This is a genomic window from Agrobacterium sp. 22-221-1, assembly GCF_053522445.1.
Genome location: NZ_JBNWCL010000015.1, coordinates 48,349 through 73,418 on the forward strand (window position 1 = coordinate 48,349; position 25,070 = coordinate 73,418).

A 25,070-nucleotide genomic window follows, 5' to 3' on the forward strand; every position below is an offset into this window, starting at 1 on the left:
GGCTCAGCCGTGATCGTGATGGTGATGCCCGTGGTCATGACCATGGGAATGGCCGCCATGGGCGTGGTAAGCGCCGCGGGCCGGCTGGAATGGCTCTTCCACCTCACGAACGGTGGCGCCCAGACCTTCCAGCATGGCGCGGATGACATGATCGCGCAGAATGAGAATACGCTCTTCCTCGATCTGAGCGGAAAGGTGGCGGTTGCCCAGATGCCAGGCTAACTCGATCAGGTGAAGACGGTCCTTCGCCTTGATTTCGAACAGCTTTTCATCCGCCGCGCGAACCTCGATCAAGTCGCCGTTCTCCACCACCAGAAGATCGCCATGGGCAAACAGCACGGCTTCCTTCAGGTCCAGCATCACCATCTCGTCATTTTGCAGATGCAGCAGCTTGCGGCGCAGATGCCGCTGGTCATGCGCCAGGGTGACATAACCGGAGGCTTCGTCGGCGGGGGTTCCGGCCGGATGATAGGAGGTGACGCGCAGCATGAAATGATCCGTTTCAGAAACTGTCTTGGGGGTCTGATTTTTGCCGGATAGGCGGGGTGATTTCAAGGTGAATGAATGCAGGGCATGAAAAAGGTCGGCCTTGCCGGCGTAAAGACTTGAGGCGTCCGGCAACTTCTCCTCCGTCATGCCGGACTGGATCCGGCATCCAGCCACGGCGCGTCCGCGCCGTGAGAGTAGTCCGGGGTGACGGTGTGCGGATGATGCGGCACCGCGAAAGACAATCACGTCCCAGAAAACGAAAAAAGCCCGGCATTGCGGCCGGGCCTTCGTCAAATCGCAAAACCAAAATCAGGCCGCAGCGCGGGCCTTCAGGTTTTCCAGAATGTTCTGCGGCGCGGAAACGCCATAGGGGTCGGATTCGCAATTGTCCGAATAGCCCTCTTCCTCGAACCACTGCTCGACGACGCCATCGTTGACGACGGCGGCGTAACGCCAGGAGCGCATGCCGAAGCCGAGATTGTCCTTGGCGACCAGCATGCCCATCTTGCGGGTGAACTCACCCGAACCATCCGGAATGACCTTGACGTTTTCGAGGTTCTGGCCCTTTGCCCAGGCATTCATGACGAAGGCGTCATTGACCGACAGGCAATAGATGTCATCGACGCCGAGCGCGCGGAACTCGCCCGCCAGCTTTTCGAAATCGGGCAGCTGGTAGGTCGAGCATGTCGGCGTGAAGGCGCCGGGCAGCGAAAACAGAACGACCTTCTTGCCCTTGAAATAATCGTCGGAGGTCATGTCCTGCCAACGGAACGGGTTGGGGCCACCGACGGCCTCATCGCGAACGCGCGTGCGGAAGGTTACGGCGGGCACTTTTTTGCCGAGCATGTCTTGTCTCCTGTTCTGGCGTTTTGCGAGGATCGCTTGGGATCGATCCGCGCGGAATTCTTTTGCCGTTTCCATAGCGCAAGAAGCGCTGCGGTGCAGCATAAAAATCCCGATTTCAAAGGAGATTCGAACAGGCATGTACTACCTGATACAACTATAAAGTACGGTTTACACAAATACACTTTTAAGTAATATTCCGCCACCCAACGGGAGACACTGAAATTGATTTTGAAAGATCGCGTACTCAATCATCTCGACAGTACCCTCAGAGCCTATTTCGACTATAGCGACGGCCCGCAATGCTCCAATCTGCGTGGCTTCGTCGCAGGGCTGGTCACGGATGTCTGCGAAAAGATGGATGGAGACTTGCTGCGGAAGGTCGCGGAAAAGGTAGACGGCAAGAGTTTCGCCGAATGGCGGTCATGGTACATCGATGAAGTTGTGACCTTGCAGGCCAGCGCGGTCGGAGCATTCGCCCATCGCATCATTGACGTGGAAACGCTCAGCCCCTCGGCGCTCAGCCGAAAAGTGCCCTGCGAGCTTGGCTACAGACATGCGGATGAATTCATCGCCTGCTGGGAGGAGACCTATGCAAAGCGGCAAGCGGAGAAGGAAAAGCTGCCTTCATCGAGAAAATTTCAGGACAAGCGCAACAGCCACACGGAGCCGCCTTACCTGATGAAAGATATCCTAGGGCTGTCCTGGTGGCGCAAGCGGTCAAAATGAAGGACGGCAACAAGGAATCGACCAAGGAAATGCTGGCGGTTTTCCGTATCATCGCCAGCGCCGGGCTTTCGCTGATCCTCCTTCTGGCCACTTTCAAGAACAGGACGCCGGACCTTTCCAATTGGCTGGTATACCCAGCCGCCCTGTTTTTCAGCGCCTCTTTGCTGTTCTGCCTCTACCTGTTTCTGCAGGCCATAACCCTGCTTGCGGGCGAGACGGACGCCATCATCGATCAGTCGAGGATCAAAGTCCCCGCAATGGCGGCCATGGGGCTATTCATGGCCGGCGTTGTAAGCCTGCTGACCGCGCTCATGTGCATCTGAGCGCGGAGCAGCCGTTTCTCAAAACAGGAAATAACGCTGCGCCATCGGCAGCACCGTCGCCGGTTCGCAGGTCAAAAGCTCGCCATCGGCGCGCACTTCGTAGGTTTCCGGATCGACCTCGATATGTGGGGTGAGCGAATTGTGGATCATCGACGCCTTGGAGATGCCGCCGCGCACATTCTTCACCGGCAGCAGCTTCTTGGCAACGCCGAGGCGCTGGGCAAGGCCCGCATCCAGCGACGCCTGCGACACGAAAGTGACCGAGGAATTCGTGCGCAGCTTGCCATAAGCGGCGAACATCGGCCGGTAATGCATCGGCTGCGGCGTGGGAATGGAGGCGTTCGGATCGCCCATCGGGGCAGCGGCAATCGAGCCGCCGAGCAACACCATCTCCGGCTTCACGCCGAAAAAGGCCGGGTTCCACAACACCAGATCGGCGCGCTTGCCGACTTCGATGGAGCCGATCTCATGGCTGACACCCTGGGCGATGGCCGGGTTGATGGTATATTTGGCGATGTAACGGCGAACACGGAAATTGTCGTTTTCGCCGGTCTCTTCCTTCAGGCGGCCGCGCTGGCGCTTCATCTTGTCGGCCGTCTGCCATGTGCGAATCGCCACTTCGCCGACGCGGCCCATGGCCTGGCTGTCGGAAGAGATGATCGAAAACGCGCCGATATCGTGGAGAATATCCTCCGCCGCGATGGTTTCCTTGCGGATGCGGCTTTCGGCAAAGGCGATATCTTCAGGGATGGACGGCGACAGGTGGTGGCACACCATCAGCATGTCGAGATGTTCGGCGAGCGTATTGACGGTATAGGGCCGTGTCGGGTTGGTGGAAGACGGAATGACGTTGGGATTGCCGCAGACCTTGATGATATCGGGCGCATGGCCGCCGCCCGCCCCTTCGGTGTGGAAGGCATGGATGGTGCGGCCCTTGATGGCGGCGACCGTATCTTCCACGAAACCGCTTTCGTTCAGCGTATCGGTGTGGATCATCACCTGCACATCGTATTGATCGGCCACCGTCAGGCAATTGTCGATGGCGGCAGGCGTCGTGCCCCAGTCCTCATGCAGCTTCAGCGACGACGCGCCGGCAAGGATCATTTCCTCCAGAGGGGCCGGCAGCGAGGCATTGCCCTTGCCCGCGAGCCCAAGATTCATCGGGAAGGCATCGAAGCTTTCGATCATCCGCTCGATGTGCCAGGCACCGGTGCATGTGGTGGCAAGCGTGCCATGCGCCGGGCCGGAGCCGCCGCCCAGCATGCAGGTGATACCGCTCATCAGCGCTTCCTCGATCTGCTGCGGGCAGATGTAATGGATATGCGCGTCCATGCCGCCAGCCGTCAAAATCCTGCCTTCGCCGGCAATCGCCTCCGTCGATGGGCCGACGATAATCGTCACGCCCGGCTGCGTATCCGGGTTGCCAGCCTTGCCGATGGCGTGGATGCGGCCGTTCTTCAGGCCTACATCCGCCTTGTAGATGCCGCTATGGTCGACGATCACCACATTGGTGATGACGGTATCGACCGCGCCTTCGGCCCGCGTCGCCTGGCTCTGGCCCATGCCGTCGCGAATGACCTTGCCGCCGCCGAATTTCACTTCCTCGCCATAGATCGTGTGGTCCTTCTCGATCTCGATGAAGAGTTCGGTATCGGCAAGACGCACCTTGTCGCCAACGGTCGGGCCGAACATGCCGGCATAGGCGGCGCGGGAAATCTTGTAGGGCATGGGCTCAGGCTCCTTCGGACGCGGAGAAAATCGATGTGGGAGAAATTCGTGTCAGCCGGCCCTCGCCCGCGAGGGCTTCGACCAGCTGTTGTTCGGCGGTAAATGGATGGCCACTCCAGCCCTGATGGCCGAAACCGGCAATCGCCACCTCGTCGCCATCGTCGCTCACGCTCTCAAGAACATGGGCGATGGCGAAAAGGCCGGTGCTGGGGCAGACATAGGGCATAGGCGCATAGGCTTCGAGCGCGGCATCGAGCCTTTCATGCACACCGCGCGGAATGACGATGTGACCCTTGCCGGCTTCTCGTGCGATGGCGGCAAAACCGGCGGTATAATCGGCGCAGAAATCTGTCAGTTCCGGCCAGCGCGCGCGGATATCCGGCTCCATTTCGGAAAATTTTGCCGGATCGCGCACAGACCAGATGGCAGAGGCCTGCCGCACGCCGTCACTCTCGCGCCATTCGCTCCCCTCAGTCATCTCAAGGCCCGGCCGCCCGGTATTGCACACCGCCACCACATCGGTGCGCGTGCCGCCCGGTCCCAGCGACCGGCAATCATTGAAGCGGATGACGATATCGGAACAATCGATGAAATCAGCAGCACCCGGCGGCAGTTCCCCGTTTCCAACGATCGTGATGCGCCGCCCCATGCGTTCAGAAACCTTCCGACAACTGACGCAATTCTTCCGCCCGCTTGCCGCTCATCTCGGCGAGGCAGGAGGAAATCAGCATCGGCTCCATCGAGCCGCCGCGCGCCTGAAAGCCTGAAAGCGCACAATTGGCGTCACGAAACGCCACCCAGGCGCGCTGGGCAGTCACCAGCGCGTCGGTCGCACCCTTGCCGTCCGCATCCGCCGTTTTGTCGCGTTCGGTGAGCAGCTTGCGCAGCTTCTGATATTCGGCGTTCAACTGCTTGTCGGCCTTTTCGTAATCCTTGCCAGCGCAGATGGTCATGTCCGCCTGCGTCTGCGGGGCCTTGCAATCCGTCTCGCCCTGTGCGGCGGCCGACATGGACAGGCCGGCGGTCGCGCAGAGAAGCACAGCCGCCAGAAGGACGCTTTTTCGGCTCATCTCCATCGCTCAGGCCGCCGCGCCATCGAAAGCCTGCGGCTTCAGCGCCCGGGGGTCGACACCATCGAGACAATTGGCATTGACCGCCACCATCGGCGTTCCGTCCGGCCCATCGGCATAAGCAAAGCTCTCGATGCCGCAGGTGGAGCAGAAAAGATGATGGATCTTGTGCTTGTTGAAGAGATATTCCGCCAGCTTGTCCTCCCCGGAAAGCAGCGTGAATTTCTCACGCGGCGCAAAGGCCAGCGTGGAACCCAGGCGCTTGCAGCGCGAACAATTGCAGATGACGGTATGGTCGAGATCGGCATCGACCTCGAAGCTCACATCGCCGCACTGGCAGCTTCCATGATAATGCGCCGTCGCCATTTCATAACCTCCCCATGACCTGTTGACGGAAACCGTAAACCTCGCGCTTGCCGGAAAGCGGCACCAGCGTCACTTCCCGCTTCTGGCCGGGTTCGAAACGAACCGCCGTGCCGGCGGGAATATCGAGGCGCATGCCGCGCGCCTTGTCGCGGTCGAACAGGAGACCGGCATTGGTCTCATAGAAATGATAGTGGCTGCCCACCTGCACCGGCCGGTCGCCCGAATTGGCGACTTCGATGGTCACGGTCGGCTGGCCGGCATTGAGTTCGATGCTGCCCTCTGCGGTAATGATTTCGCCGGGTTTCATGGTATTTCCCCTTTTGTCTCAGGCAGCGTTGGCCGCCGTGCAGCCTTCGGCCTTCAGGACGCGCCGTGTCGACGCGGGATTATTGACGAGTTTCGCCGCCGGGCGAACGGGCCTGCGAACCAGCTCACCGCCGCAATTCGGGCAGGCACCGTGAAGCACATCCGTCACGCAATCGACGCAGAAGGTGCATTCGAACGAGCAGATCATCGCGTCCCGGCTGTCGGGAGCAAGATCGCGGTCGCAGCATTCGCAATTGGGTCGAAGCTCCAGCGCCATATTCGCCCCCTCACCGTATCGGTTCGTGAACGGTCACCAGCTTGGTGCCATCGGGAAACGTCGCTTCCACCTGCACATCATGGATCATCTCCGCCACACCTTCCATCACCTGATGGCGGGAGATGACATGCGCGCCGGCTTCCATCAGCTCGGCCACGGCGCGGCCGTCGCGGGCGCCCTCCACCACGAAATCGGTAATCAGCGCAATCGCTTCGGGATAGTTCAGCTTCACGCCGCGTTCCAGCCGGCGGCGCGCCACCATGGCGGCCATGGAAATCAGCAGCTTGTCTTTTTCTCTTGGGCTAAGGTTCATCGTGGTCCCGCAGCTTGGAACCTGTTCCGCAAGCATGGTTGCGGCAAGCAGATCCGACATGTTGACAGACCCCGAAGGCCGCCGGTTGCCGACGATCCGAAGGGTTTACAGATTCCAGACTTTCGGCACTGGCGCGCCGTTTCGCAAGAGCGAAATGATCGGAAAAAGCAATTTTCTCAAGGAGAAACCATCGGCGGCAGAGACCCGAACGACAAGCTTGCCCTGCCATTCGCTGGCGCCGCCGCTTTCCCCGGCAATAGCCCGGATTTTAGGCAGAAGCGCCTCGGCCAGCGGCCCGATATAAAGCAGAGTGGCAAAGGCGACCTGACCGGCCAGAACCGCCGGTTTCGCGGTCAGCGCCGCTACCTCGCCTTCCAGCAGAAGCTCTTCGGCATGCACCAGTCTGCCCCCGTGGCGAATGCGCCAGCGGTCACGAAAAAGGCCATGCGCCATCGCCTCGCCCATGGCCTGACGGCCAAGCAGCACGGCCTCCACGGCGATGAATTCGGAGGATTGGTCGAGATCGGCTTCCAGCCGGCGGGTCAGCGACGCCCGGTCGAAAAGGATGGTTTCCTGCGGCAGCCAGTGCAATCTGGCGCCCGGCCCGGCGGAAACCCGGGCGGTAACGGTGGCTGTGCCGGAGGATGCCTTGTAGACCTTCTCGCAGGCCTGCGTGGTCACGACAAGCGATGTGCCGGCGCCGGCCACCGCCTGCCATTCCAGTTCGTCCCCGCCGGTCAGGCCGCCGGAGGAATTGATGAGAATGGCTTCGGCTTCGTTCGAAAAGGTTTCCGGCAGGCGGATTTTGGCGCAGCCTTCCTGGAACAGTTCCTCCAGCCGGCTGCGCCCTTCAACCGCTTTGGTTACAATGCGTCCTCTGCCACGGGCGCGCTGCTGCCGGACAGGTTGAGTGTCTTGGCGACCGGAAGGGCCGATGGCTTGCTGTTCTGGCTGCACGCGGTCTCCGAAGCGGTTGCGGAAGCGGATGAGGCCTTTGCGCCGCAATCCTTCTTGACGACGGCATCCACGACCAGCTGCCCTTCCGTATTGCGGAAGAAATCCCACATTCTTTCCGCCGCATCAACCGTGCGCGTCACTTCGCCTGTGGGCATCTTGCGCTCCACGGCCGGTTCCGCCTTCGGCGTCTGTTCGCCGCCCGGCTTGCGGGTGACGACGGCGTTCGCCGCCAGCACTTCCGCCTTCATGGTGGCGCGCGGCCAGGCGTGATCCCAGTCGTTGATGACATAGGACTGAATGCGTGCGCCGGCCTTGCAGACATCATAGGAATTGACGGTGAAACTTTCGCCCACCTTGCTTTTGGCAGCGCCCTTGCAGCCGTCCATCTCGGCCCAGCGCTTCAGCGCCGTCTCGCCGCCATATTGCCAATAGGACTTACCGCCGCCCTGATAGGGATTGGCGGGATCCTTCAACCCGGCAAAGGCGATGATCGACATCGGCCGCGCCGGCGTGCAGCTTGCCGCATCCGGTGCCCATTTGCCCTCGGTTTCCAGCGGATAACCCGCGCGCAGCGAGGCAACGAAACCGGCAGCGGTGAAATCCGCGCTGCCATTGCAGATGAATTGCGACAGCATGCGCCCGCCGCCGGAATAACCGGAACCGTAAAAACGCTCCTCATCGACGCAGAACTTGCCCTTCACCATGGTGATGGCATCGCGAATGAAGCCGACCTCGTCCAGCCCGCCCGGACGCTTGGTGACGCCGGGAACATTCCAGGCATGGGTGCCGGGCAATTCGCCATTCAGGCTGCCGGCCAGCGCCACGACCACCAGACCGTCACGTTCCGCCAGCTTGTCCCAGCCGCTGCGGTTCAGCTGGCCATGCGGATTGCTGTTGGAGCCATGGAAATCGAACACGACAGGCAGCGGCTTTTTTCCGTCATAGGCGGAGGGAACAAAATAGACGCCGTCGCGTTTTTCACCGTTGGAGAGAATGGAAAAATCATGCCTGCCCGGTTCCATGCCGGGTCCGGGCAACTGACCGCAGGTCGATGCCGACGCTGCGACACCCGCGCTCGCGCACATCGCAAGACCCAGAAAGAGGGTGCGGGCGGAGCGGAACAGCCGGGCGGCCCGGCCAATGGCAAAGTCTTGATTCATTGACACGCCTTTATTGGGCACGGTTTTCCCGACGATACGTCGGACGTGCGTGGAATGTAAGGGATCAACTGTCGCGGCGTGCGAATAGACTTTTCCTGTGTCTCGCATGCAGCATTTTCGCTGCCAATATCACAGGCAATTATTCAATGAAATGCTAAAATTACGCATGAAAGCCATGTCGAGACGCATAGGCTTTCAAAATATTAATCGGCCGTTTGCACGCCGTGATCGGCGCACAGGGGTTTTAGTCTCGATTTATACTGTCAGGTGACGCCGCGCTTCCGGCGTATCCAGCGTTTCGGCCAGCCCCTGATGCACGATTTCGCCGCGGTCCATGATGTAGACGTAATCGGCAAGCTCGCGGCAGAAATCCAGATATTGCTCGACCAGCAGGATCGCCATGCCGGTGGAATCGCGCAGATATTTGATCGCCCGGCCGATATCCTTGATGATCGACGGCTGAATGCCCTCGGTCGGCTCGTCGAGAACGAGGATTTTCGGCCGCGTCACCAGCGCCCGGCCGATGGCGAGCTGCTGCTGCTGGCCGCCGGAGAGATCGCCGCCGCGTCTTCCCAGCATGGATTGCAGCACCGGAAACAGGCTGAAAATATCGTCCGGGATGAACCGTTCCTTACGCGGCAGCGGCGCATAGCCGCTTTCGAGATTCTCCTGCACGCTGAGCAGCGGAAAGATTTCTCGCCCCTGCGGCACGTAACCGACACCACGCTTGGCCCGGTGGTAAGGCGCCAGCCCATCCAATGCCGCCCCTTCAAAGCTGATCGTCCCGGCGCTGATGGCGTGCTGGCCGGTAACGGCCCGCAGCAGCGAACTTTTGCCCACCCCGTTGCGGCCGAGGACGCAGGTGATCTTGCCCATCTCCGCCGTCAGCGAAACGCCGCGCAGGGCCTGCGCCGCGCCGTAGTGGAGATTGATGTTGTCGACGTTCAGCATGGTGAAACTCCATTGGCGGTATGGTGGGCGGCGTTACCCCCCTCTGCCCTGCCGGGCATCTCCCCCTCAAGGGGGGAGATCGGCAAGCGGCGAACACCCTGCTCCACAACAGCTTTGAGTTGGAACGAGCGGGTGCGGCATCTGATCTCCCCCCTTGAGGGGGAGATGCCCGGCAGGGCAGAGGGGGGTATGGCCAACGCAGACGCTTCCATCACCGCCCCAGATAATTCTCGATCACCTTGGGATCGTTCGACACAAAATCGATCGATCCCTCAGCCAGCACCGAGCCTTCGGCAAGACACGTCACCTTCACCCCCAGTTCGCGGATGAAACCCATGTCGTGCTCCACCACTACCACCGAACGGGTCTTGGCGATTTCCTTCAAAAGCACGGCGGTTTCGGCGGTTTCCGCATCCGTCATGCCGGCCACCGGCTCGTCCACCAGCAGCAGCTTCGGCTCCTGCGCCAGGAGCATGCCGATTTCCAGCCATTGTTTCTGGCCGTGCGAGAGGTTGGCGGCAAGATCGCCGCGGCGGTGGCCGAGGCGCACGGTCGCGAGGATTTCCTCGATGCGGGCCTTGTCTTCCTCCGTCAGCCGGTAAAACAGCGTCGCGAAGACGCCGCGCTTGCGGTTGAGCGCCAGTTCCAGATTGTCCCAGACGGTATGGCTTTCGAAAACCGTCGGTTTCTGGAACTTTCGCCCGATGCCAAGCTGGGCGATATCCGCCTCGTCCTTTTTGGTGAGGTCGATGCTGTCTTCGAACAGCACCGTGCCCGTATCCGGCCTTGTCTTGCCGGTGATGATGTCCATCATCGTCGTCTTGCCAGCACCGTTCGGGCCGATAATAGCGCGAAGCTCACCCGGTTCCACCACGAAGGAGAGGGAATTGAGCGCCCTGAAACCATCGAAGGACACCGAGACGCCATCGAGATAAAGCAGGCTTTTCGTTCTGTTTTCGGAAATCGTGTTCATGTCCGCCTCACTCCGCCGCCTGTTGCGCCACTGTCGAGCCGCTGTCATTGCCCGGCTGGGCGTCGCCTGCCGCAAGCGCGACCCGCTTTTCGCGCCGCCGGGCCAGATAGTGTTGCAGGGTGCCGACGATGCCCTTGGGGAAGAATAGCGTCACCGCGATGAAGAGCCCGCCCAGCGCAAACAGCCAGAATTCGGGGAAAGCGCCGGTGAAATAGCTTTTTCCGCCGTTGACGAGCAGCGCACCGATGATCGGCCCGATCAGCGTGCCGCGCCCGCCCACCGCCGTCCACACCACCACTTCGATGGAGTTGGCGGGAGAGAATTCGCCGGGATTGATGATGCCCACCTGCGGCACGAACAACGCACCGGCAATGCCCGCCATCATGGCCGAAACGACAAAGGTGAAAAGCTTGATGTTTTCCACCCGGAAACCGAGGAAACGCACCCGGCTTTCGGCATCGCGCACGCCCACCAGCACCTTGCCGAATTTGGAATTGACGATGCCCGATGCGATAAGCAGCGAAAGCGCCAGCATCACCGCCGTCATGGCAAACAGCACGGCGCGGGTGCCATCCGCCTGCACGGAAAAGCCGAGAATATCCTTGAAATCGGTGAGGCCATTATTGCCGCCGAAACCCATGTCGTTGCGGAAGAAGGCAAGCAGCAGGGCGTAGGTCATGGCCTGGGTGATGATGGAGAGATAAACGCCGTTGACACGCGAGCGGAAGGCGAACCAGCCGAACACGAAGGCCAGCAGCCCCGGCACCACCAGCACCATCAGCGCCGCAAACCAGAACATGTCGAAGCCCTGCCAAAACCACGGCAGTTCCTTCCAGTTGAGGAACACCATGAAATCAGGCAGCACGGGATGACCATAAACCCCGCGCGTGCCGATCTGACGCATCAGATACATGCCCATGGCATAACCGCCAAGCGCAAAGAAGGCGGCATGGCCGAGCGAGAGAATGCCGCAGTAACCCCAGACAAGATCGAGCGCGAGCGCCAGCAGCGCATAGGCCAGATATTTGCCGAGCATCGACATGATATAGGTCGGAATGCGGAATGCGCTGTCGGCCGGCAAAAGCAGGTTGGAGGCGGGCACCAGCACGGCGATGGCCAGAATGATGCCGATGGCGATGGAAATGCGGCGGTCGAGCGCGCGCAGGAGGAAGCCGGTAATCATGCTTCGATCGCCCTTCCCTTGAGTGCGAAGAGACCGCGCGGCCGCTTCTGGATGAACAGGATGATGAGAACGAGCACGAGGATCTTGCCGAGCACGGCGCCGACCGTCGGCTCGAGGAACTTGTTGAGCACGCCGAGAGACAGGGCGCCAACCAGCGTTCCCCAGAGATTGCCGACGCCGCCGAACACCACCACCATGAAACTGTCGATGATGTAGCTCTGGCCGAGATTGGGCGAGACATTGTCGATCTGCGACAGCGCCACGCCGGCAAGACCGGCAACGCCGGAACCGAGCGCGAAGGTAAAGGCATCCACCCAAGGGGTGCGAATGCCCATGGAAGAGGCCATGCGGCGATTCTGGGTCACGGCGCGCATCTGCAGGCCGAAGGAGGAGCGCTTCAGGAGAACCAGCAGCGCGAAGAACACCGAAAGCGAGAAGCAGACGATCCACACCCGGTTCCAGGTGAAATTGAGATAACCGACGCTGAAGGAGCCGGACATCCAGCTCGGGCTGCCGACCTCACGATTGGTAGGCCCGAAGATGGAGCGCACGCCCTGTTGCAGGATGAGCGAAATGCCCCAGGTGGCGAGAAGCGTTTCGAGCGGTCGCCCGTAAAGGAAACGAATGACGCCGCGCTCCATCACGAGGCCGACGAAGGCCGTCACCAGAAAGGCGGCGGGCAGAGCGATGGCGAGCGACCAGTCGAACAGGCCGGGGAAATGCGTGCGGATCACCTCCTGCACCATGAAGGTGGAATAGGCGCCGATCATCACCATCTCGCCATGCGCCATGTTGATGATGCCCATGACGCCGAAGGTGATGGCAAGGCCGATAGCGGCGAGCAGCAGAACGGAACCGAGCGACAGGCCGTACCAGACGTTCTGCGCATAGTCCCAGAAGGCAAGGGAGCTTTCGATGCTCGATATGGCGCTGTCGATATCCGACTTCAGGCTCTGATCCACCGACGAGGAAGCCGCCATGAGAATGCCGATGGCATCGCGCCCGCCAAGGCTCTTGATGGTGGCGATTGCCTCTTTCTTTTGTTCGAGCGACCGTTCGGAGGAGAGCAGCGAGACAGCCCGCGCCTCCTCCATCCGGGTCCGCACCTCAGTATCGGTCTCCTTGGCGATGGCCGCTTCCAGCAGTTCGAGATTTTCCGCGCTCGGCGCTTTCAGAACCGCGTCTGCCGCGGAAAGCCGCACGGATTTTTCCGGGCTGAGCAGGGTCAGACCGCCAAGTGCGGCGCGGATGACGCGGCGCAGATTATTGTTGACCTTGATCTTGCTGACAGCCGCCTTCGGCGCTTCACCCGCACTTTCGCCCGTCAGCGGGTCGATCAGCGTAAAATTGGAACCTGCCGGTTTCGTCATGAACACCAGATTGTCGGCCTTGCGCACGTAAAGATCGCCCGCCGCAAAAGCCTCGAGCGCCGGCACGACACGCGCATCGCCCGTGGCGGCAAGCTGCCCGATCAGCACTTCGGCCTGCTTGAAATCCGCCGTGCCGAGCGCATCGATCAGCGCCTTCGGCTCGCTTTGCGCGAAGGATTGGGCTGCGATCCCCAGGGTGAGCCAGAGGAAGATGGCTCCGAGAAAAGATCGGATCGTCATGTCGGGTTCCTTGGGCGGTTTGCGACGGGGCGTTTGAATTTGGCGCGACCTGAATATGCGGCTTCACCCCCCTCTGCCCTGCCGGGCATCTCCCCCTCAAGGGGGGAGATCGGCAAGATGCTTTCCCGCCATTTCATTCTCGAACTCCGAGATGGGCGGGACCTCGCCGCAGGTCGATCTCCCCCCTTGAGGGGGAGATGCCCGGCAGGGCAGAGGGGGTAATTCTTGTTCAGTTTCCAATGAGAAAACCGCCCCCAAACAAAGGGAGCGGCACCCACCTCGCTAATCAGCTACCCTTGCCGCCGCACTTGCCGCTGGCCACATTGAAGTTGCCGCAAGACATCGGCTTCCGCCAATCCGAAATCAGGTCCTTCGAATCCGGCAGATAATCCGACCATTCGTCACCCACGACCTGCGGCGTCTGCTGCACGATTTCGAACTGGCCATCGGCCTGGATTTCGCCAATCAGCACCGGCTTGGTGATGTGGTGGTTCGGCATGACGGTGGAGTAGCCGCCCGAAAGGTTCGGCACGGAAACGCCGATGATCGAGTCGAGAACCTTGTCCGTATCCGTCGTGCCGGCGGATTCGACGGCCTTTACCCAGGCGTTGAAGCCGATATAGGCGGCTTCCATCGGATCGTTGGTCACGCGCTTGTCGTTCTTGGTAAAGGCATGCCAGGTCTTGATGAATTCGGCATTGACCGGCGCATCGACGGACTGGAAGTAGTTCCAGGCGGCAAGGTGGCCGACCAGCGGTGCGGTATCGAGACCGGCAAGCTCTTCTTCACCGACCGAGAAGGCGACGACGGGAATGTCTTCAGCCTTGATGCCCTGGTTCGCCAGTTCCTTGTAGAAAGGCACGTTGGCGTCGCCGTTGATGGTGGAAACCACGGCGGTCTTCTTGCCGGCCGAGCCGAACTTCTTGATGTCGGACACGATCGTCTGCCAGTCGGAATGACCGAACGGCGTGTAGTTGATCATGATGTCCTCTTCCTTGACGCCCTTCGACATCAGGTAGGCCTTCAGGATCTTGTTGGTGGTCTGCGGATAGACATAGTCCGTGCCGGCCAGAACCCAGCGCTCCACACCTTCGGTGCTGGCGAGATAATCGACGGCCGGAATGGCCTGCTGGTTTGGCGCTGCACCCGTGTAGAAGATGTTGCGCGAGGATTCTTCACCCTCGTACTGAACCGGGTAGAACAGGATCGAGTTCAGTTCCTCGAAGACCGGCAGAACCGACTTGCGGGAGGAAGACGTCCAGCAGCCGAAAACGGCGGCGACCTTGTCCTGCGAAATCAACTGGCGGGCCTTTTCGGCAAATAGCGGCCAGTCGGAGGCCGGATCGACCACCACGGCTTCGAGTTTCTTGCCGAGCACGCCGCCCTTCTTGTTCTGCTCGTCGATGAGCATCAGCATGGCGTCCTTCAGCGTCGTCTCTGAAATGGCCATGGTGCCGGACAGCGAATGCAGCACGCCGACCTTGATGGTGTCGTCAGCGGCAAAAGCGCCATGGAAGGCGGTGGTGGACAGGATCGCGCCAAGCAGCGCGGCACTAAGCGTCTTGCGGAATATCATCGGAAGAACCCCTCTCCTTGTTTGGCCTCTCGTGGAGGCTCAGCGGCATCTGCGGCCGCTGCTGGGAGGGACTATCGATCTCGTGAGAGCGAAACCGTATACGTCAATTGACGTAGGCGGGGTGGCGAAAGATGCATGAGGGGTTGGGAATAAGCTGAACCTGAAGGTGCTTGTCTGTGAAGCAGAAGGCCTCAGCTTGTTTCTTCTCCCCGCCGGGGAGAAGTCCGCGGCAGCGGGATGAGGGGGCGAGCGCCGCGATATACGGAGGGGTTGCCCCCTCATCCGACCCTTCGGGCCACCTTCTCCCCGCCGGGGAGAAGAAATGCACGGCACGGTCTCACATCAGGAATGCGGCCATCAGGAATGCGGCTTGTCGTTCCGCTCTTCGTCGCGGATCGCATCGTCGTGATACCACGAACCGAAATCGATATGCGGCTCCTGCGCCTGACGCTCGAGGTCGCTGAGGCTGCTGTTGCGGAACTTGGAAAGACCCGCGCGCCCGCCGACCGGGAATTGATAGATCGTTGCCGTCTCGCGATGAATGCCAGTTGCCATTTCGATCATCTCACTTTGTTTGCATCGAAGCACTTTGTGTCTGGAGCTAACCCGCAAAGGCCAGATTCGCTCCGTTTGATTAAAAAAAAATCACCTTGCGAAAAATATAGGCATTAATCGTCTCATCTACAAGAAAAACCATTCCGAAAGCGCCGGTTTTTGGGGCAAATGCCAATCCCTCGCGCGCAACCGAAATCATTGCACCGCAGCAGGGCATTCCGCCTGGAGACGCCGGCTATCTATCAGGATTCAATGATGAAACATGAGGGGTGAATTTGCCTGCCGCAGTGCAGCAGAACCAGCCACGCGCGATATCCAGGCTCCTGCGCGACAGGGCCCCTGAAAGATTTTTCGAAAAAATCGCCTGATATCGCCAATCTGGCACGCGGCATGCATCTAAGGGGTCAGCCCTTGAACGCGAATGCGCTTCGGTGGCCAAAGCCACGGGAGGCCTCAAGGCTTCGCATTGTTACCTATGAGAGGTTCGTAATGACTAAGTTCAAACTCGAGTACATCTGGCTGGACGGATACAAGCCGGTCCCCAACCTGCGCGGCAAGACCCAGATCAAGGAATTCGACGAATTCCCCACACTCGAGCAGCTGCCGCTTTGGGGCTTTGATGGCTCGTCCACGCAGCAGGCCGAAGGCCACTCGTCGGATTGCGTGCTGAAGCCCGTCGCGATCTATCCCGACCCGGCCCGCTCCAACGGTGCACTCGTCATGTGCGAAGTCATGATGCCCGATGGCGTCACCCCGCATGCTTCGAACAGCCGCGCGACCATCCTCGACGACGAGGACGCATGGTTCGGCTTCGAACAGGAATATTTCTTCTACCAGGACGGCCGCCCGCTCGGCTTCCCGGAACAGGGTTACCCGGCTCCGCAGGGTCCTTATTACACCGGCGTCGGCTTCAAGAATGTTGGTTCGGTTGCCCGCGAAATCGTTGAAGAGCACCTCGATCTCTGCCTCGAAGCCGGCATCAACCACGAAGGCATCAACGCCGAAGTGGCCAAGGGCCAGTGGGAATTCCAGGTATTCGGCAAGGGCTCCAAGCGCGCCGCCGACCAGATCTGGATCGCCCGTTACCTGCTGCTGCGTCTTTGCGAACAGTACGGCATCGACGTCGAATTCCATTGCAAGCCGCTCGGCGACACCGACTGGAACGGTTCGGGCATGCACTGCAACTTCTCCACCAAGTTCATGCGCGAAGTTGGCGGCAAGGAATATTTCGAAGCCCTCATGGCCGCTTTCGCCAAGAACTGGAAAGAGCACATCGACGTTTACGGTCCGGACAACCACCTGCGCCTGACCGGCAAGCACGAAACCGCCCCGTGGAACAAGTTCTCCTACGGCGTTGCCGACCGTGGCGCGTCGATCCGCGTTCCGCATTCCTTCGTCAACAACGGTTACAAGGGTTACCTTGAAGACCGTCGTCCGAACTCTCAAGGCTGCCCTTACCAGATCGCTTCCGTCGTTCTGAAGACGATCGCAGAAGTGCCGCTCGCAAAGTCGGCTGCTGCCTGATAAGCCAAGACATGGCGTCGCCCGCAACCGGGCGACGCCATTTTTCTGTCCACCGAACGGCCGGGCCGGGCAGGCGACCTTTCGCCGAGCGCCGCACACGGCATAGTCTTCCCATACGCAAGCTCAAACAAGCGGCGTGGCTTTGACCAACAGCCTCGGATTTTCCGAAAACCGCAATATCGTTTTCGGTCCGACGCTCTAAAGCAAGAAGGTGAGCGATGGGCATTCTCCAGAAATTCTCTCTCGAAAACCGAACGGCCATCATCACCGGCAGCGGCCGCGGCCTCGGTTTTGAAATTGCCAGCGCCTTTGCCGAAGCAGGCGCGCATGTGTGGCTGACCGGCCGCAATGCCGAAACGCTGGAACAGGCCGTCGACACGTTGCGCAAGGCTGGCGGCAAGGCCGATTACGCCGCCTTCGATATTGCCGATACCGCAGCCGGCAGCGCCCTTGTTCGCCGTATCATGGACGAGTTCGGCCATCTCGATATCCTCGTCAACAATGTCGGCGCGCGCGACCGCCGCCCGCTTGCCGAATTCAGCGACGAGGACGTGCTGGAACTGATCCGCACCGATCTTACCTCCTCCATCTCGCTGTCGCGGGATGCGGCGGAGGCCATGAACGCCAATGGTTACGGCCGCATCATCACCATCACCTCCATTCTCGGCCACATCGTCCGGCCGGGGGACGCGATCTATCCCGTCGCCAAACAGGGGCTGACCGGGCTGATGCGCGCCATTGCCGTGGAATATGGCGCGCGCGGCATCACCAGCAACGCCATCGCGCCCGGCATGTTCGCCACCGAAACCAATGCCGCCCTTGCCGAAAATCCTGAGATGGTGGCCTTCGCCAAGCTGCGCGTGCCGCTGGAGCGCTGGGGCCGGCCGGATGAAATCGCCGGCGCTGCCCTGTTTCTGGCCAGCGATGCGGCCTCCTTCGTCAACGGCCATGTGCTGACGGTGGATGGCGGCATGTCGGTGCGGCTGTGAGAGGCCCGTTGCGGAAAGGCGCTAGATAGGCATGGCCGCACGGCAACGCATCATCCCCGTCAGGCGCGAATATAACCGCTGGGTCGCCAACCAGACGCTGGAAGATTATGCGCTGCGCTTCACCGCCAAGAGCGCCCGGCAATTTTCCTCCAACCGCATTTCCCACACCGCCATCGGCGCGATTTCCTTTCTGGCGCTGGAAGCCATCGGCGGGGCGATCACGCTCTCCTACGGCACCACCAACGCCTTTTACGCCATCCTCGTCGCCGCCATCGCCATGCTCGCCGTCGGCCTGCCGATCAGCCGCTACGCCATCCGCCACGGGGTCGATATCGATCTTTTGACGCGCGGCGCGAGCTTCGGTTATATCGGCTCCACCATCACCTCGCTCATCTATGCCGCCTTCACCTTCATGCTCTTCGCCATCGAGGCATCGATCATGTCCGGCGCGCTGGAACTGGCGCTCGGCATTCCGCTCTGGATCGGCTACATCATCTCGGCCGTCATGGTCATTCCGCTCGTTACCCATGGCGTGCGGCTCATCAGCCGTTTCCAGATCATCACCCAGCCCTTCTGGATCATCCTCAACGTCCTGCCTTTCGTGTTCATCGCTTTGTTGGACTGGGAAAAATACGATCTCTGGCGCGCCTTTGCCGGCATTCATCACGCCTCCGGCCCGCCGGGAACGGTCGCGGATTTCAACCTCGTGGAATTCGGCGCGGCCTCGGCCGTCATTCTGGCGCTGATGTCGCAGATCGGCGAACAGGTGGACTTCCTGCGCTTCCTGCCGGCCGAAGGCCAGAGCCGCCTGCGCCACCGCATCGCGGTGTTCCTGGCGGGCTCGGGCTGGGTCGTCGTCGGCGTGCCGAAGCTGCTCGCCGGCTCCTTCCTCGTGGTGCTCACCTTCAGTTCCGGCGTCTCGGTGGATCGCGCCGCCGATCCGGCGCAGATGTATCTCACCGCCTTCGGTTACATGATCCCCAACGAGACGGCGGCCATGCTGTTGATGGTCGCCTTCGTGGTTGTCTCGCAGCTGAAGATCAACGTCATGAATGCCTATGCGGGTTCGCTCGCCTGGTCGAACTTCTTCTCGCGTCTCACCCACAGCCATCCCGGCCGCGTCGTCTGGCTGGTCTTCAACGTCGCGATCGCGCTGCTTCTGATGGAGCTCGGCATTTACCGGCTGCTCGAAGAAACGCTCGGCATCTTCTCCATCATCGCAATGGCGTGGCTCTGCACCATTTCCGCCGATCTCTTCATCAACAAGCCGCTCGGCCTTGCCCCGCCCGGCATCGAATTCAAGCGCGCCCATCTTTACGATATCAACCCCGTCGGCGTCGGCTCCATGACGCTTTCGGCCACCATTGCGCTGATGGCGCATTTCGGGGCCTTCGGACCGCTCGCCGCATCGCTCGCACCCTATCTGACGCTGATCGTCGCCTTCATCGCCTCGCCGCTGATTGCCTGGGGCACGAAGGGCAAATTTTATCTCGCCCGCAAACCGCGCCAGAAATGGCGCGAAGAGAGCAGCATCACCTGCTCCATCTGCGAACACCCTTTCGAGCCGGAAGACATGGCCTGGTGTCCGGCCTATGCCGCGCCGATCTGTTCGCTCTGCTGCTCGCTGGACAGCCGTTGCCACGACATGTGCAAGCCGAAGGCCAAGCTGAACTATCAGGTCGCCACCGTCGCGAAATCCTTCCTGCCGGATCAGCTGGTGGCGAAGCTTGCCACCCGGCTCGGCCGCTACGGCATGGCGGCGGCGATTGCCGTCACCGCCATCGGCGGCATATTGGCGATGATCGCCCATCAGGTCGGCACCGCTTCGCCGGAAACGGCCGATGTGGTGAACCGCACCATCCTTATCGTATTTTTCGTCTTCGCCGTCATTGCCGGGATCGTCTGCTGGTTCCTCGTGCTTGCCCATGACAGCCGGGTGGTGGCGGAAGAGGAATCCTCGCGCCAGAACACATTGCTGCTCAAGGAAATCGCCGCCCACAAGAAGACCGACGCCGCCCTTCAGGACGCCAAGGAAACCGCTGAGGCCGCCAACCGCGCCAAGAGCCGTTATGTGGTGGGCCTCAGCCATGAATTGCGCACGCCGCTCAATGCCGTCCTGGGTTATGCCCAGATCCTCGAGCGCGACGATACCATTCCCCCGCCCCGGCAATCGGCGATCAAGGTCATCCGCCGCTCGGCCGATCACCTGTCCGGCCTGATCGACGGGCTTCTCGATATTTCCAAGATCGAGGCGGGCCGTCTGCAGGTCTATTCCAACGAGATCAATATTCAGGATTTCCTCGACCAGATCGTTGACATGTTCCGCCCGCAGGCGCAGGCCAAGGGGCTGGAATTCCGCCACGACCGCTCCCGCGCCCTGCCGCAATATGTCCGCACCGATGAAAAGCGGCTGCGGCAGATCCTCGTCAACCTCATCTCCAACGCCATCAAATTCACCGATGAGGGCGCAGTCACCTTCGATGTCGGTTATCGCAGCCAGGTGGCGAGTTTCACCGTTTCCGATACCGGCCGCGGCATTGCCGAAAAGGACCTCGCCCGCATCTACGAGCCCTTCCAGCGCGGCGAGGCAGACAGCGTGCGCCCCATGCCGGGCCTCGGCCTCGGCCTGACCATCACAAGGCTCCTCACCAATACGCTCGGCGGCGAAATTTCCGTTTCCAGTGCAAAGGATGAAGGCTCCACCTTTCGCGTGCGCCTCATGCTCTCTGCCGTGCACCGGCCAAGCACGGCGCCGGCGGCGGAAAAGACCATCCGCTCCTATTCCGGCCCGCGCCGCACCATCGTCGTGATCGATGACAATGAGGATCATCGCGAGCTGATGCGGCAGGTGCTCTCGCCGCTGGATTTCGTGGTGCTGACGGCGCAAAGCGGGCCGGAATGCCTGACGCTCATCGAAGGCGTGAAGCCCGACCTCTTTCTCATCGATATTTCCATGCCCGGCATGACCGGCTGGCAGCTTGTGACGAAACTGCGTGAAGCCGGGCAGACCGCCCCGCTCATCATGCTCTCGGCCAATATCGGCGACGGAACCGTGGCGGGTGCGGGCGAGGACAACCACAATGACGCCATCGCCAAGCCTGTCGATATCCGCCAGCTTTGCGACAGGCTTGCCGTGCATCTCGGCCTGAAATGGATCTACGAGGCGGATATGCCGCCCCCGCCATCGCCGCCGCCCGTGGCGCAGATCGTCCATCCCGGTGCAATCCACATTCAGGATTTGCAGCGGCTCGGCGAAATAGGCTACATACGCGGCATCGAGGCGAAACTCGCCGATCTTGCCCGCAACACGGAAAACCTGCCCTTCACGCAGGAGCTCGGCACCTATGTGCAGGCCTTCGATCTGGCCGGTTACGCGCATTTTCTCAAACGGTTTGCGGATAACGACACGGGAGACGGCAAGGCATGAGCGGTCAGGCGGCGGCAGCCCCGAGAGACATCGTATTGCTGGTGGATGACAGCCCGGAAGCACTCGGGTTCCTCACCGATGCGCTGGAACAGTCAGGCTTTTCCGCACTCATCGCCACCTCCGGCCAGGCCGCGCTCAACATTGCCGAACGCATCACGCCCGATATCATCCTGCTCGACGCCGTCATGCCGGCCATGGACGGCTTCGAGACCTGCCGCCGCCTGAAGGCCAATGCGGCGGTGGCGCAGGTGCCCGTCATCTTCATGACCGGGCTGACGGAAACAGAACATGTGGTGCGGGCGCTCGAATCCGGCGGCGTCGATTATCTGACCAAGCCGATTAATATAGACGAGCTGCGCGCCCGCATCCGCGTGCACCTCTCCAATGCTCGTTCGGCGCAAAGCGCCCGCGTCGCGCTCGACGCCGCCGGCCGCCACCTGCTTGCCGTGCGCGCCAACGGCGCCATCCACTGGTCGACACCGCAGGCGACGCGCCTCGTCAACGCCGCCACCGGCCGCGACGACGGCATGGAAATCGTCACCAGCCATATTGGCCGCTGGCTCGCAGAACGGGCGGCGGCGGAAACCGGCCGCGACGTGCCGCTGACGATCACCGAGGCCGGGCGGCCCGCCCTGCAACTGTCTTTCCTCGGCGCCATGGGGCCGGATGAATTCCTCTTCCGCCTCACCGCCGCCAATGAGAAATCCGGCGATCACCTGCTGCGCGAACATTTTTCCCTCACCGCGCGGGAATCGGAAGTGCTGCTGTGGATCGCCAGAGGCAAGTCCAACCGCGATATCGGCGACATCCTCGGCCTTTCCGCGAGAACCGTGAACAAGCATCTGGAGCAGATCTATGTGAAGCTCGGGGTGGAAAACCGGGCATCGGCGGCCGTGAAGGCAGCGCATATTCTGCATCAGGGGTGAATTCCGGCGCGTTATGCGCTAGCTTTCCCCTGATCCCCCTCCGAATAGCCGCTTCCGGGTGAGCGTCCGCCACTTGTTTCTTCTCCCCGCCGGGGAGAAGTCCGCGGCAGCGGGATGAGGGGGCAAGGGTAGAGATATTCGGAGAGCTGGCCCCCTCATCCGACCCTTCGGGCCACCTTCTCCCCTGCGGGGAGAAGAAACAAGCGGTGACCCACCACCCCAAAATCAACGTTAGATCCGCTGAACCCAACACAGGAATAAACGTCCATGGACCGTTTCATCATCCTTTCCGGCTGCTCCGGCGGCGGAAAATCCACGCTTCTCGCCGAGCTTGCCCGGCGCGGTTTCGCCACCGTGGAAGAGCCCGGCCGCCGCATCGTCATCGAAGAAAACCGCAATGGCGGCACGGCCCTACCGTGGATCGACATCGAAGCCTTCGCCCGCCGCGCCATCGCCATGGCGCTCGAAGACCGGCAAAAGGCCCCGCCGGAGGGCTCGGTCTTCTTCGATCGTGGCCTGATCGACGCCGCCTCAGCGCTTCGCCATATAAATGGCGATGCCTTCATCGAGACGCTGCGGGTTGCACACCGCTATAATCGTCTGGTCTTCCTCACCCCGCCATGGCCGGAAATCTACAGGGGCGACAACGAGCGCAAGCATGGCTTCGATGCGGCGGTCGAGGAATATGAGCGTTTGCTCCGCGATTATGACGAGCTTGGTTACGATATTTCCGTGCTTCCGAAATCCGGCATAGGGGAACGTGCGGACTTTATTCTGACGCGGATCGACTGAAGCGCTCTGGCAAGAGAATGGGCTTCAGCGGTTTTCGAGCAATTGCGAGACGGTGACAAACTCAAACCCGCGTTGACGCAGACCGTCGATGATCAAGGGCAAAGCCTGCCTGGATATCTCGCGGCTTCGATACATGACGTGCATGATGATGATGGAGCCGTTTCCGGTCTGCTCGATGACGTGCCTGGCGAAGGCGCCCGCATCCTCGGCGACATCGGGAAAGGATTCCGGCTCGACATCCCACATGATGGTTTTCCGGTCATGCCGGGAAAGATACCAGGGCAAGGTGAGCAGCTTCTTGCCATAGGGCGGGCGGAACATGATCTCGCCTTCATAACCCGCAGCCCGAATGGCCGCATCGGTGCGCTCGATCTCGTCCCCGATCCGCGCCGGCCCCATCAGCATCATGTTGGAATGCGTGTAACTATGGTTGCCGATCTGATGCCCGTCGCTAACGATCATGCGCGCCTGCGGCAGATTTTCTTCGGTCTCCTGACCGGTCAAAAAGAAAGTCGCTTTTACCCCGCGCTCCCTCAGGATCGCCAGGACATCAGGGGTGAAACGCACCGACGGCCCATCGTCGAAAGTCAGCGCCACCATCGGCCTCGCTGTTTCGACCCTTGCGATGATGCCGCCGAATAATTGCGTCGTCCGGGATTTGCTGAAGAAATGCAGGCCGACAAGCGCCGTCGCCAGCACGGCGAGAACAAGGAAGAGCGACACGGCTCGCTTTGTCGTCATTGCCATCCCTCATTGCAGTTCCCGAGAGGATTAGTTTCCTGCCTTGTTGTCCCTAGTGTGGCCGAGACCGCAAACAAAAAGCCCGGCATCGCTGCCGGGCTTCGATAGGTGTAGCAGAAGGGCTTAGCTGCCCTGCTGGATGTAGGTGAACTTGCCGTCCGGACCCTTCTTCCATTCGTACATGACGTAGCCGGGAAGCTTCGGGTCGCCCTTCTCGTCGAAGGAGATCTCGCCGAGCGCGGTCGGGAAGGTGCCGGACTTCAGGGCCTCGGCAACCTTTTCCGGCTCCACGGAACCGGCGGCCTTCGCCGCACCGGCAATCGCCTGCATCGCGGCATAGGAGTAGAGCGTGTAGGCTTCCGGGTTGAAGCCGGCGGCCTTGAACTTCTCTACCAGTTCCTTGTTTTCCGGGCGCAGCGTCGGATCGGGGCCGAAGGTGTTGAGCGTGCCTTCGACGGCGTCGCCGGCGATGGAAGCAAGTTCGTTCGAGACGATACCGTCGCCCGAAACGAGCTTGGCCTTCAGACCCTGGTCAGCCGCCTGACGGATGATGAGGCCGGCTTCGGTGTGCAGGCCGCCCCAGTAGATGATGGAAACGCCGGCTTCCTTCATCTTGGAGATCAGCGCGGAGAAGTCCTTGTCGCCGACGTTGACGCCTTCATACATGACTTCCGTCACGCCGGCGGCATTGGCAGCCTTCTTGGTTTCATCGGCAAGGCCCTGACCGTAAGGCGTCTTGTCGTGAATGATGGCGACCTTGGCGTCCTTGAAATGATCGGCCAGGTACTTGCCGGCAATGCCGCCCTGCTGGTCGTCACGGCCGCAGGTACGGAACGTATTCCACAGGCCGCGCTCGGTGAAGACCGGGTTGGTTGCGGCGGGTGTGATTTCGAGAATGCCGTTTTCGGCGTAAACTTCAGAAGCCGGAATGGAAACGCCGGAGTTGAAGTGACCGACAACGAATTTCACGCCGTCAGCGACGAACTTGTTGGCAACCGAAATACCCTGCTTGGGGTCGGATACGTCGTCGCCCAGCACGATCTTGATCTGCTCGCCATTGATGCCGCCGGCGGCATTGATGTCTTTCGCGGCCTGTTCGGCACCCTTCTGGATCTGAGCGCCGAAAGCAGCGTTCGGGCCGGTCAGCGGTGCGCCGACAGCGATCACGACATCGGCCCAGGCCGAACCGCCAAACGCGACCATGGCGGTCAGCGCAACAGCGGAAAGAAGAGACTTCTTCATTACTTTACTCCCAGTTCCTT

The 25,070-nt window shown here is 61.0% G+C and carries 26 protein-coding genes; 7 read left to right on the forward strand and 19 right to left on the reverse strand.

The window, feature by feature from the left end:
- Positions 1-3 precede the first annotated feature (3 nt).
- Together ureE and ACQZ5N_RS20140 are read right to left on the reverse strand one after the other, a co-directional pair.
- Positions 4-489: an urease accessory protein UreE gene (gene ureE / locus ACQZ5N_RS20135; RefSeq protein ID WP_003520598.1), complete on the reverse strand. Its 486-nt coding sequence runs from the start codon at positions 487-489 to the stop codon at positions 4-6.
- 309 nt (positions 490-798) lie between these two features.
- On the reverse strand, positions 799-1,335 hold the full coding sequence (locus ACQZ5N_RS20140) for a peroxiredoxin (RefSeq protein ID WP_003520599.1): 537 nt from the start codon (positions 1,333-1,335) through the stop codon (positions 799-801).
- A 222-nt stretch (positions 1,336-1,557) separates the two neighbouring features.
- Here ACQZ5N_RS20140 and ACQZ5N_RS20145 point away from each other — a divergent pair, with 222 nt between their 5' ends.
- Complete coding sequence (locus ACQZ5N_RS20145; protein WP_448733913.1) at positions 1,558-2,061, forward strand: hypothetical protein; 504 nt, start codon at positions 1,558-1,560, stop codon at positions 2,059-2,061.
- Positions 2,058-2,384: a hypothetical protein gene (locus tag ACQZ5N_RS20150; RefSeq protein WP_448733914.1), complete on the forward strand. Its 327-nt coding sequence runs from the start codon at positions 2,058-2,060 to the stop codon at positions 2,382-2,384. Before ACQZ5N_RS20145 ends, ACQZ5N_RS20150 begins: the two co-directional genes overlap by 4 nt.
- Before the next feature lie 18 nt (positions 2,385-2,402).
- On the opposite strand, the gene ureC is transcribed toward ACQZ5N_RS20150, so the two are convergent.
- The 15 genes from ureC to ACQZ5N_RS20225 all read right to left on the reverse strand — a co-directional run bounded on the left by ureC (position 2,403) and on the right by ACQZ5N_RS20225 (position 15,418).
- Positions 2,403-4,112, reverse strand: coding sequence for an urease subunit alpha (ureC, locus tag ACQZ5N_RS20155; RefSeq protein ID WP_020808771.1), 1,710 nt, complete (start codon positions 4,110-4,112; stop codon positions 2,403-2,405).
- Between the two features lie 4 nt (positions 4,113-4,116).
- The gene (locus ACQZ5N_RS20160; RefSeq protein WP_448733915.1) at positions 4,117-4,761 is read right to left on the reverse strand and encodes a Urease operon accessory protein; all 645 of its coding nucleotides are present in this window, start codon (positions 4,759-4,761) and stop codon (positions 4,117-4,119) included.
- A 4-nt stretch (positions 4,762-4,765) separates the two neighbouring features.
- Positions 4,766-5,188, reverse strand: coding sequence for a lysozyme inhibitor LprI family protein (locus ACQZ5N_RS20165; protein ID WP_448733916.1), 423 nt, complete (start codon positions 5,186-5,188; stop codon positions 4,766-4,768).
- 3 nt (positions 5,189-5,191) lie between these two features.
- Positions 5,192-5,548, reverse strand: a complete 357-nt coding sequence (locus tag ACQZ5N_RS20170) for a GFA family protein (RefSeq protein ID WP_020808768.1) — start codon at positions 5,546-5,548, stop codon at positions 5,192-5,194.
- A 1-nt stretch (position 5,549) separates the two neighbouring features.
- Positions 5,550-5,855: an urease subunit beta gene (locus ACQZ5N_RS20175; RefSeq protein WP_035219981.1), complete on the reverse strand. Its 306-nt coding sequence runs from the start codon at positions 5,853-5,855 to the stop codon at positions 5,550-5,552.
- A gap of 18 nt (positions 5,856-5,873) precedes the next feature.
- Complete coding sequence (locus ACQZ5N_RS20180; RefSeq protein WP_142779660.1) at positions 5,874-6,131, reverse strand: DUF1272 domain-containing protein; 258 nt, start codon at positions 6,129-6,131, stop codon at positions 5,874-5,876.
- Between the two features lie 10 nt (positions 6,132-6,141).
- A complete protein-coding gene (locus ACQZ5N_RS20185; protein WP_031233386.1) occupies positions 6,142-6,444 on the reverse strand; it encodes an urease subunit gamma in 303 nt (100 codons plus the stop codon).
- A 105-nt stretch (positions 6,445-6,549) separates the two neighbouring features.
- On the reverse strand, positions 6,550-7,401 hold the full coding sequence (locus tag ACQZ5N_RS20190) for an urease accessory protein UreD (protein ID WP_448733917.1): 852 nt from the start codon (positions 7,399-7,401) through the stop codon (positions 6,550-6,552).
- A complete protein-coding gene (locus ACQZ5N_RS20195) occupies positions 7,308-8,561 on the reverse strand; it encodes an alpha/beta hydrolase family esterase (protein ID WP_448733918.1) in 1,254 nt (417 codons plus the stop codon). The genes ACQZ5N_RS20190 and ACQZ5N_RS20195 overlap by 94 nt, the downstream gene beginning before the upstream one ends.
- Positions 8,562-8,816: 255 nt before the next feature.
- Positions 8,817-9,512: an urea ABC transporter ATP-binding subunit UrtE gene (gene urtE / locus ACQZ5N_RS20200; RefSeq protein ID WP_031233384.1), complete on the reverse strand. Its 696-nt coding sequence runs from the start codon at positions 9,510-9,512 to the stop codon at positions 8,817-8,819.
- 211 nt (positions 9,513-9,723) lie between these two features.
- Positions 9,724-10,485 (reverse strand): urea ABC transporter ATP-binding protein UrtD, encoded by a 762-nt coding sequence (gene urtD, locus ACQZ5N_RS20205; RefSeq protein ID WP_020808761.1) that lies wholly within the window; start codon positions 10,483-10,485, stop codon positions 9,724-9,726.
- Between the two features lie 7 nt (positions 10,486-10,492).
- Positions 10,493-11,668, reverse strand: coding sequence for an urea ABC transporter permease subunit UrtC (gene urtC, locus ACQZ5N_RS20210; protein WP_425646913.1), 1,176 nt, complete (start codon positions 11,666-11,668; stop codon positions 10,493-10,495).
- Positions 11,665-13,278, reverse strand: a complete 1,614-nt coding sequence (gene urtB / locus ACQZ5N_RS20215; protein WP_448733919.1) for an urea ABC transporter permease subunit UrtB — start codon at positions 13,276-13,278, stop codon at positions 11,665-11,667. The genes urtC and urtB overlap by 4 nt, the downstream gene beginning before the upstream one ends.
- 286 nt (positions 13,279-13,564) lie before the next feature.
- Entirely contained in the window at positions 13,565-14,854 is a 1,290-nt protein-coding gene (gene urtA, locus ACQZ5N_RS20220) for an urea ABC transporter substrate-binding protein (RefSeq protein ID WP_003520618.1), read from the reverse strand.
- Positions 14,855-15,211: 357 nt separating this feature from the next.
- The gene (locus tag ACQZ5N_RS20225; protein WP_003520619.1) at positions 15,212-15,418 is read right to left on the reverse strand and encodes a DUF2735 domain-containing protein; all 207 of its coding nucleotides are present in this window, start codon (positions 15,416-15,418) and stop codon (positions 15,212-15,214) included.
- 480 nt (positions 15,419-15,898) lie between these two features.
- Here ACQZ5N_RS20225 and ACQZ5N_RS20230 point away from each other — a divergent pair, with 480 nt between their 5' ends.
- From ACQZ5N_RS20230 to ACQZ5N_RS20250, 5 genes are all read left to right on the forward strand, one after another.
- Positions 15,899-16,933 (forward strand): glutamine synthetase beta-grasp domain-containing protein, encoded by a 1,035-nt coding sequence (locus ACQZ5N_RS20230; RefSeq protein ID WP_035260390.1) that lies wholly within the window; start codon positions 15,899-15,901, stop codon positions 16,931-16,933.
- A 218-nt stretch (positions 16,934-17,151) separates the two neighbouring features.
- Positions 17,152-17,922 carry an SDR family oxidoreductase gene (locus ACQZ5N_RS20235; protein WP_035260389.1) on the forward strand — a complete coding sequence of 257 codons (771 nt, stop codon included), beginning with the start codon at positions 17,152-17,154 and terminating at the stop codon, positions 17,920-17,922.
- 31 nt (positions 17,923-17,953) lie between these two features.
- Positions 17,954-21,349 carry a hybrid sensor histidine kinase/response regulator gene (locus ACQZ5N_RS20240; RefSeq protein ID WP_448733920.1) on the forward strand — a complete coding sequence of 1,132 codons (3,396 nt, stop codon included), beginning with the start codon at positions 17,954-17,956 and terminating at the stop codon, positions 21,347-21,349.
- The gene (locus ACQZ5N_RS20245; RefSeq protein WP_035260385.1) at positions 21,346-22,275 is read left to right on the forward strand and encodes a response regulator; all 930 of its coding nucleotides are present in this window, start codon (positions 21,346-21,348) and stop codon (positions 22,273-22,275) included. Before ACQZ5N_RS20240 ends, ACQZ5N_RS20245 begins: the two co-directional genes overlap by 4 nt.
- Positions 22,276-22,542: 267 nt before the next feature.
- On the forward strand, positions 22,543-23,067 hold the full coding sequence (locus tag ACQZ5N_RS20250) for an AAA family ATPase (protein WP_448733921.1): 525 nt from the start codon (positions 22,543-22,545) through the stop codon (positions 23,065-23,067).
- A 24-nt stretch (positions 23,068-23,091) separates the two neighbouring features.
- Here the strand turns inward: ACQZ5N_RS20250 and ACQZ5N_RS20255 are convergent, their stop codons facing one another.
- Positions 23,092-23,808 (reverse strand): polysaccharide deacetylase family protein, encoded by a 717-nt coding sequence (locus ACQZ5N_RS20255; protein ID WP_448733922.1) that lies wholly within the window; start codon positions 23,806-23,808, stop codon positions 23,092-23,094.
- 123 nt (positions 23,809-23,931) lie between these two features.
- Positions 23,932-25,050 (reverse strand): branched-chain amino acid ABC transporter substrate-binding protein, encoded by a 1,119-nt coding sequence (locus ACQZ5N_RS20260; RefSeq protein WP_003522916.1) that lies wholly within the window; start codon positions 25,048-25,050, stop codon positions 23,932-23,934.
- Positions 25,051-25,070 lie beyond the last annotated feature (20 nt).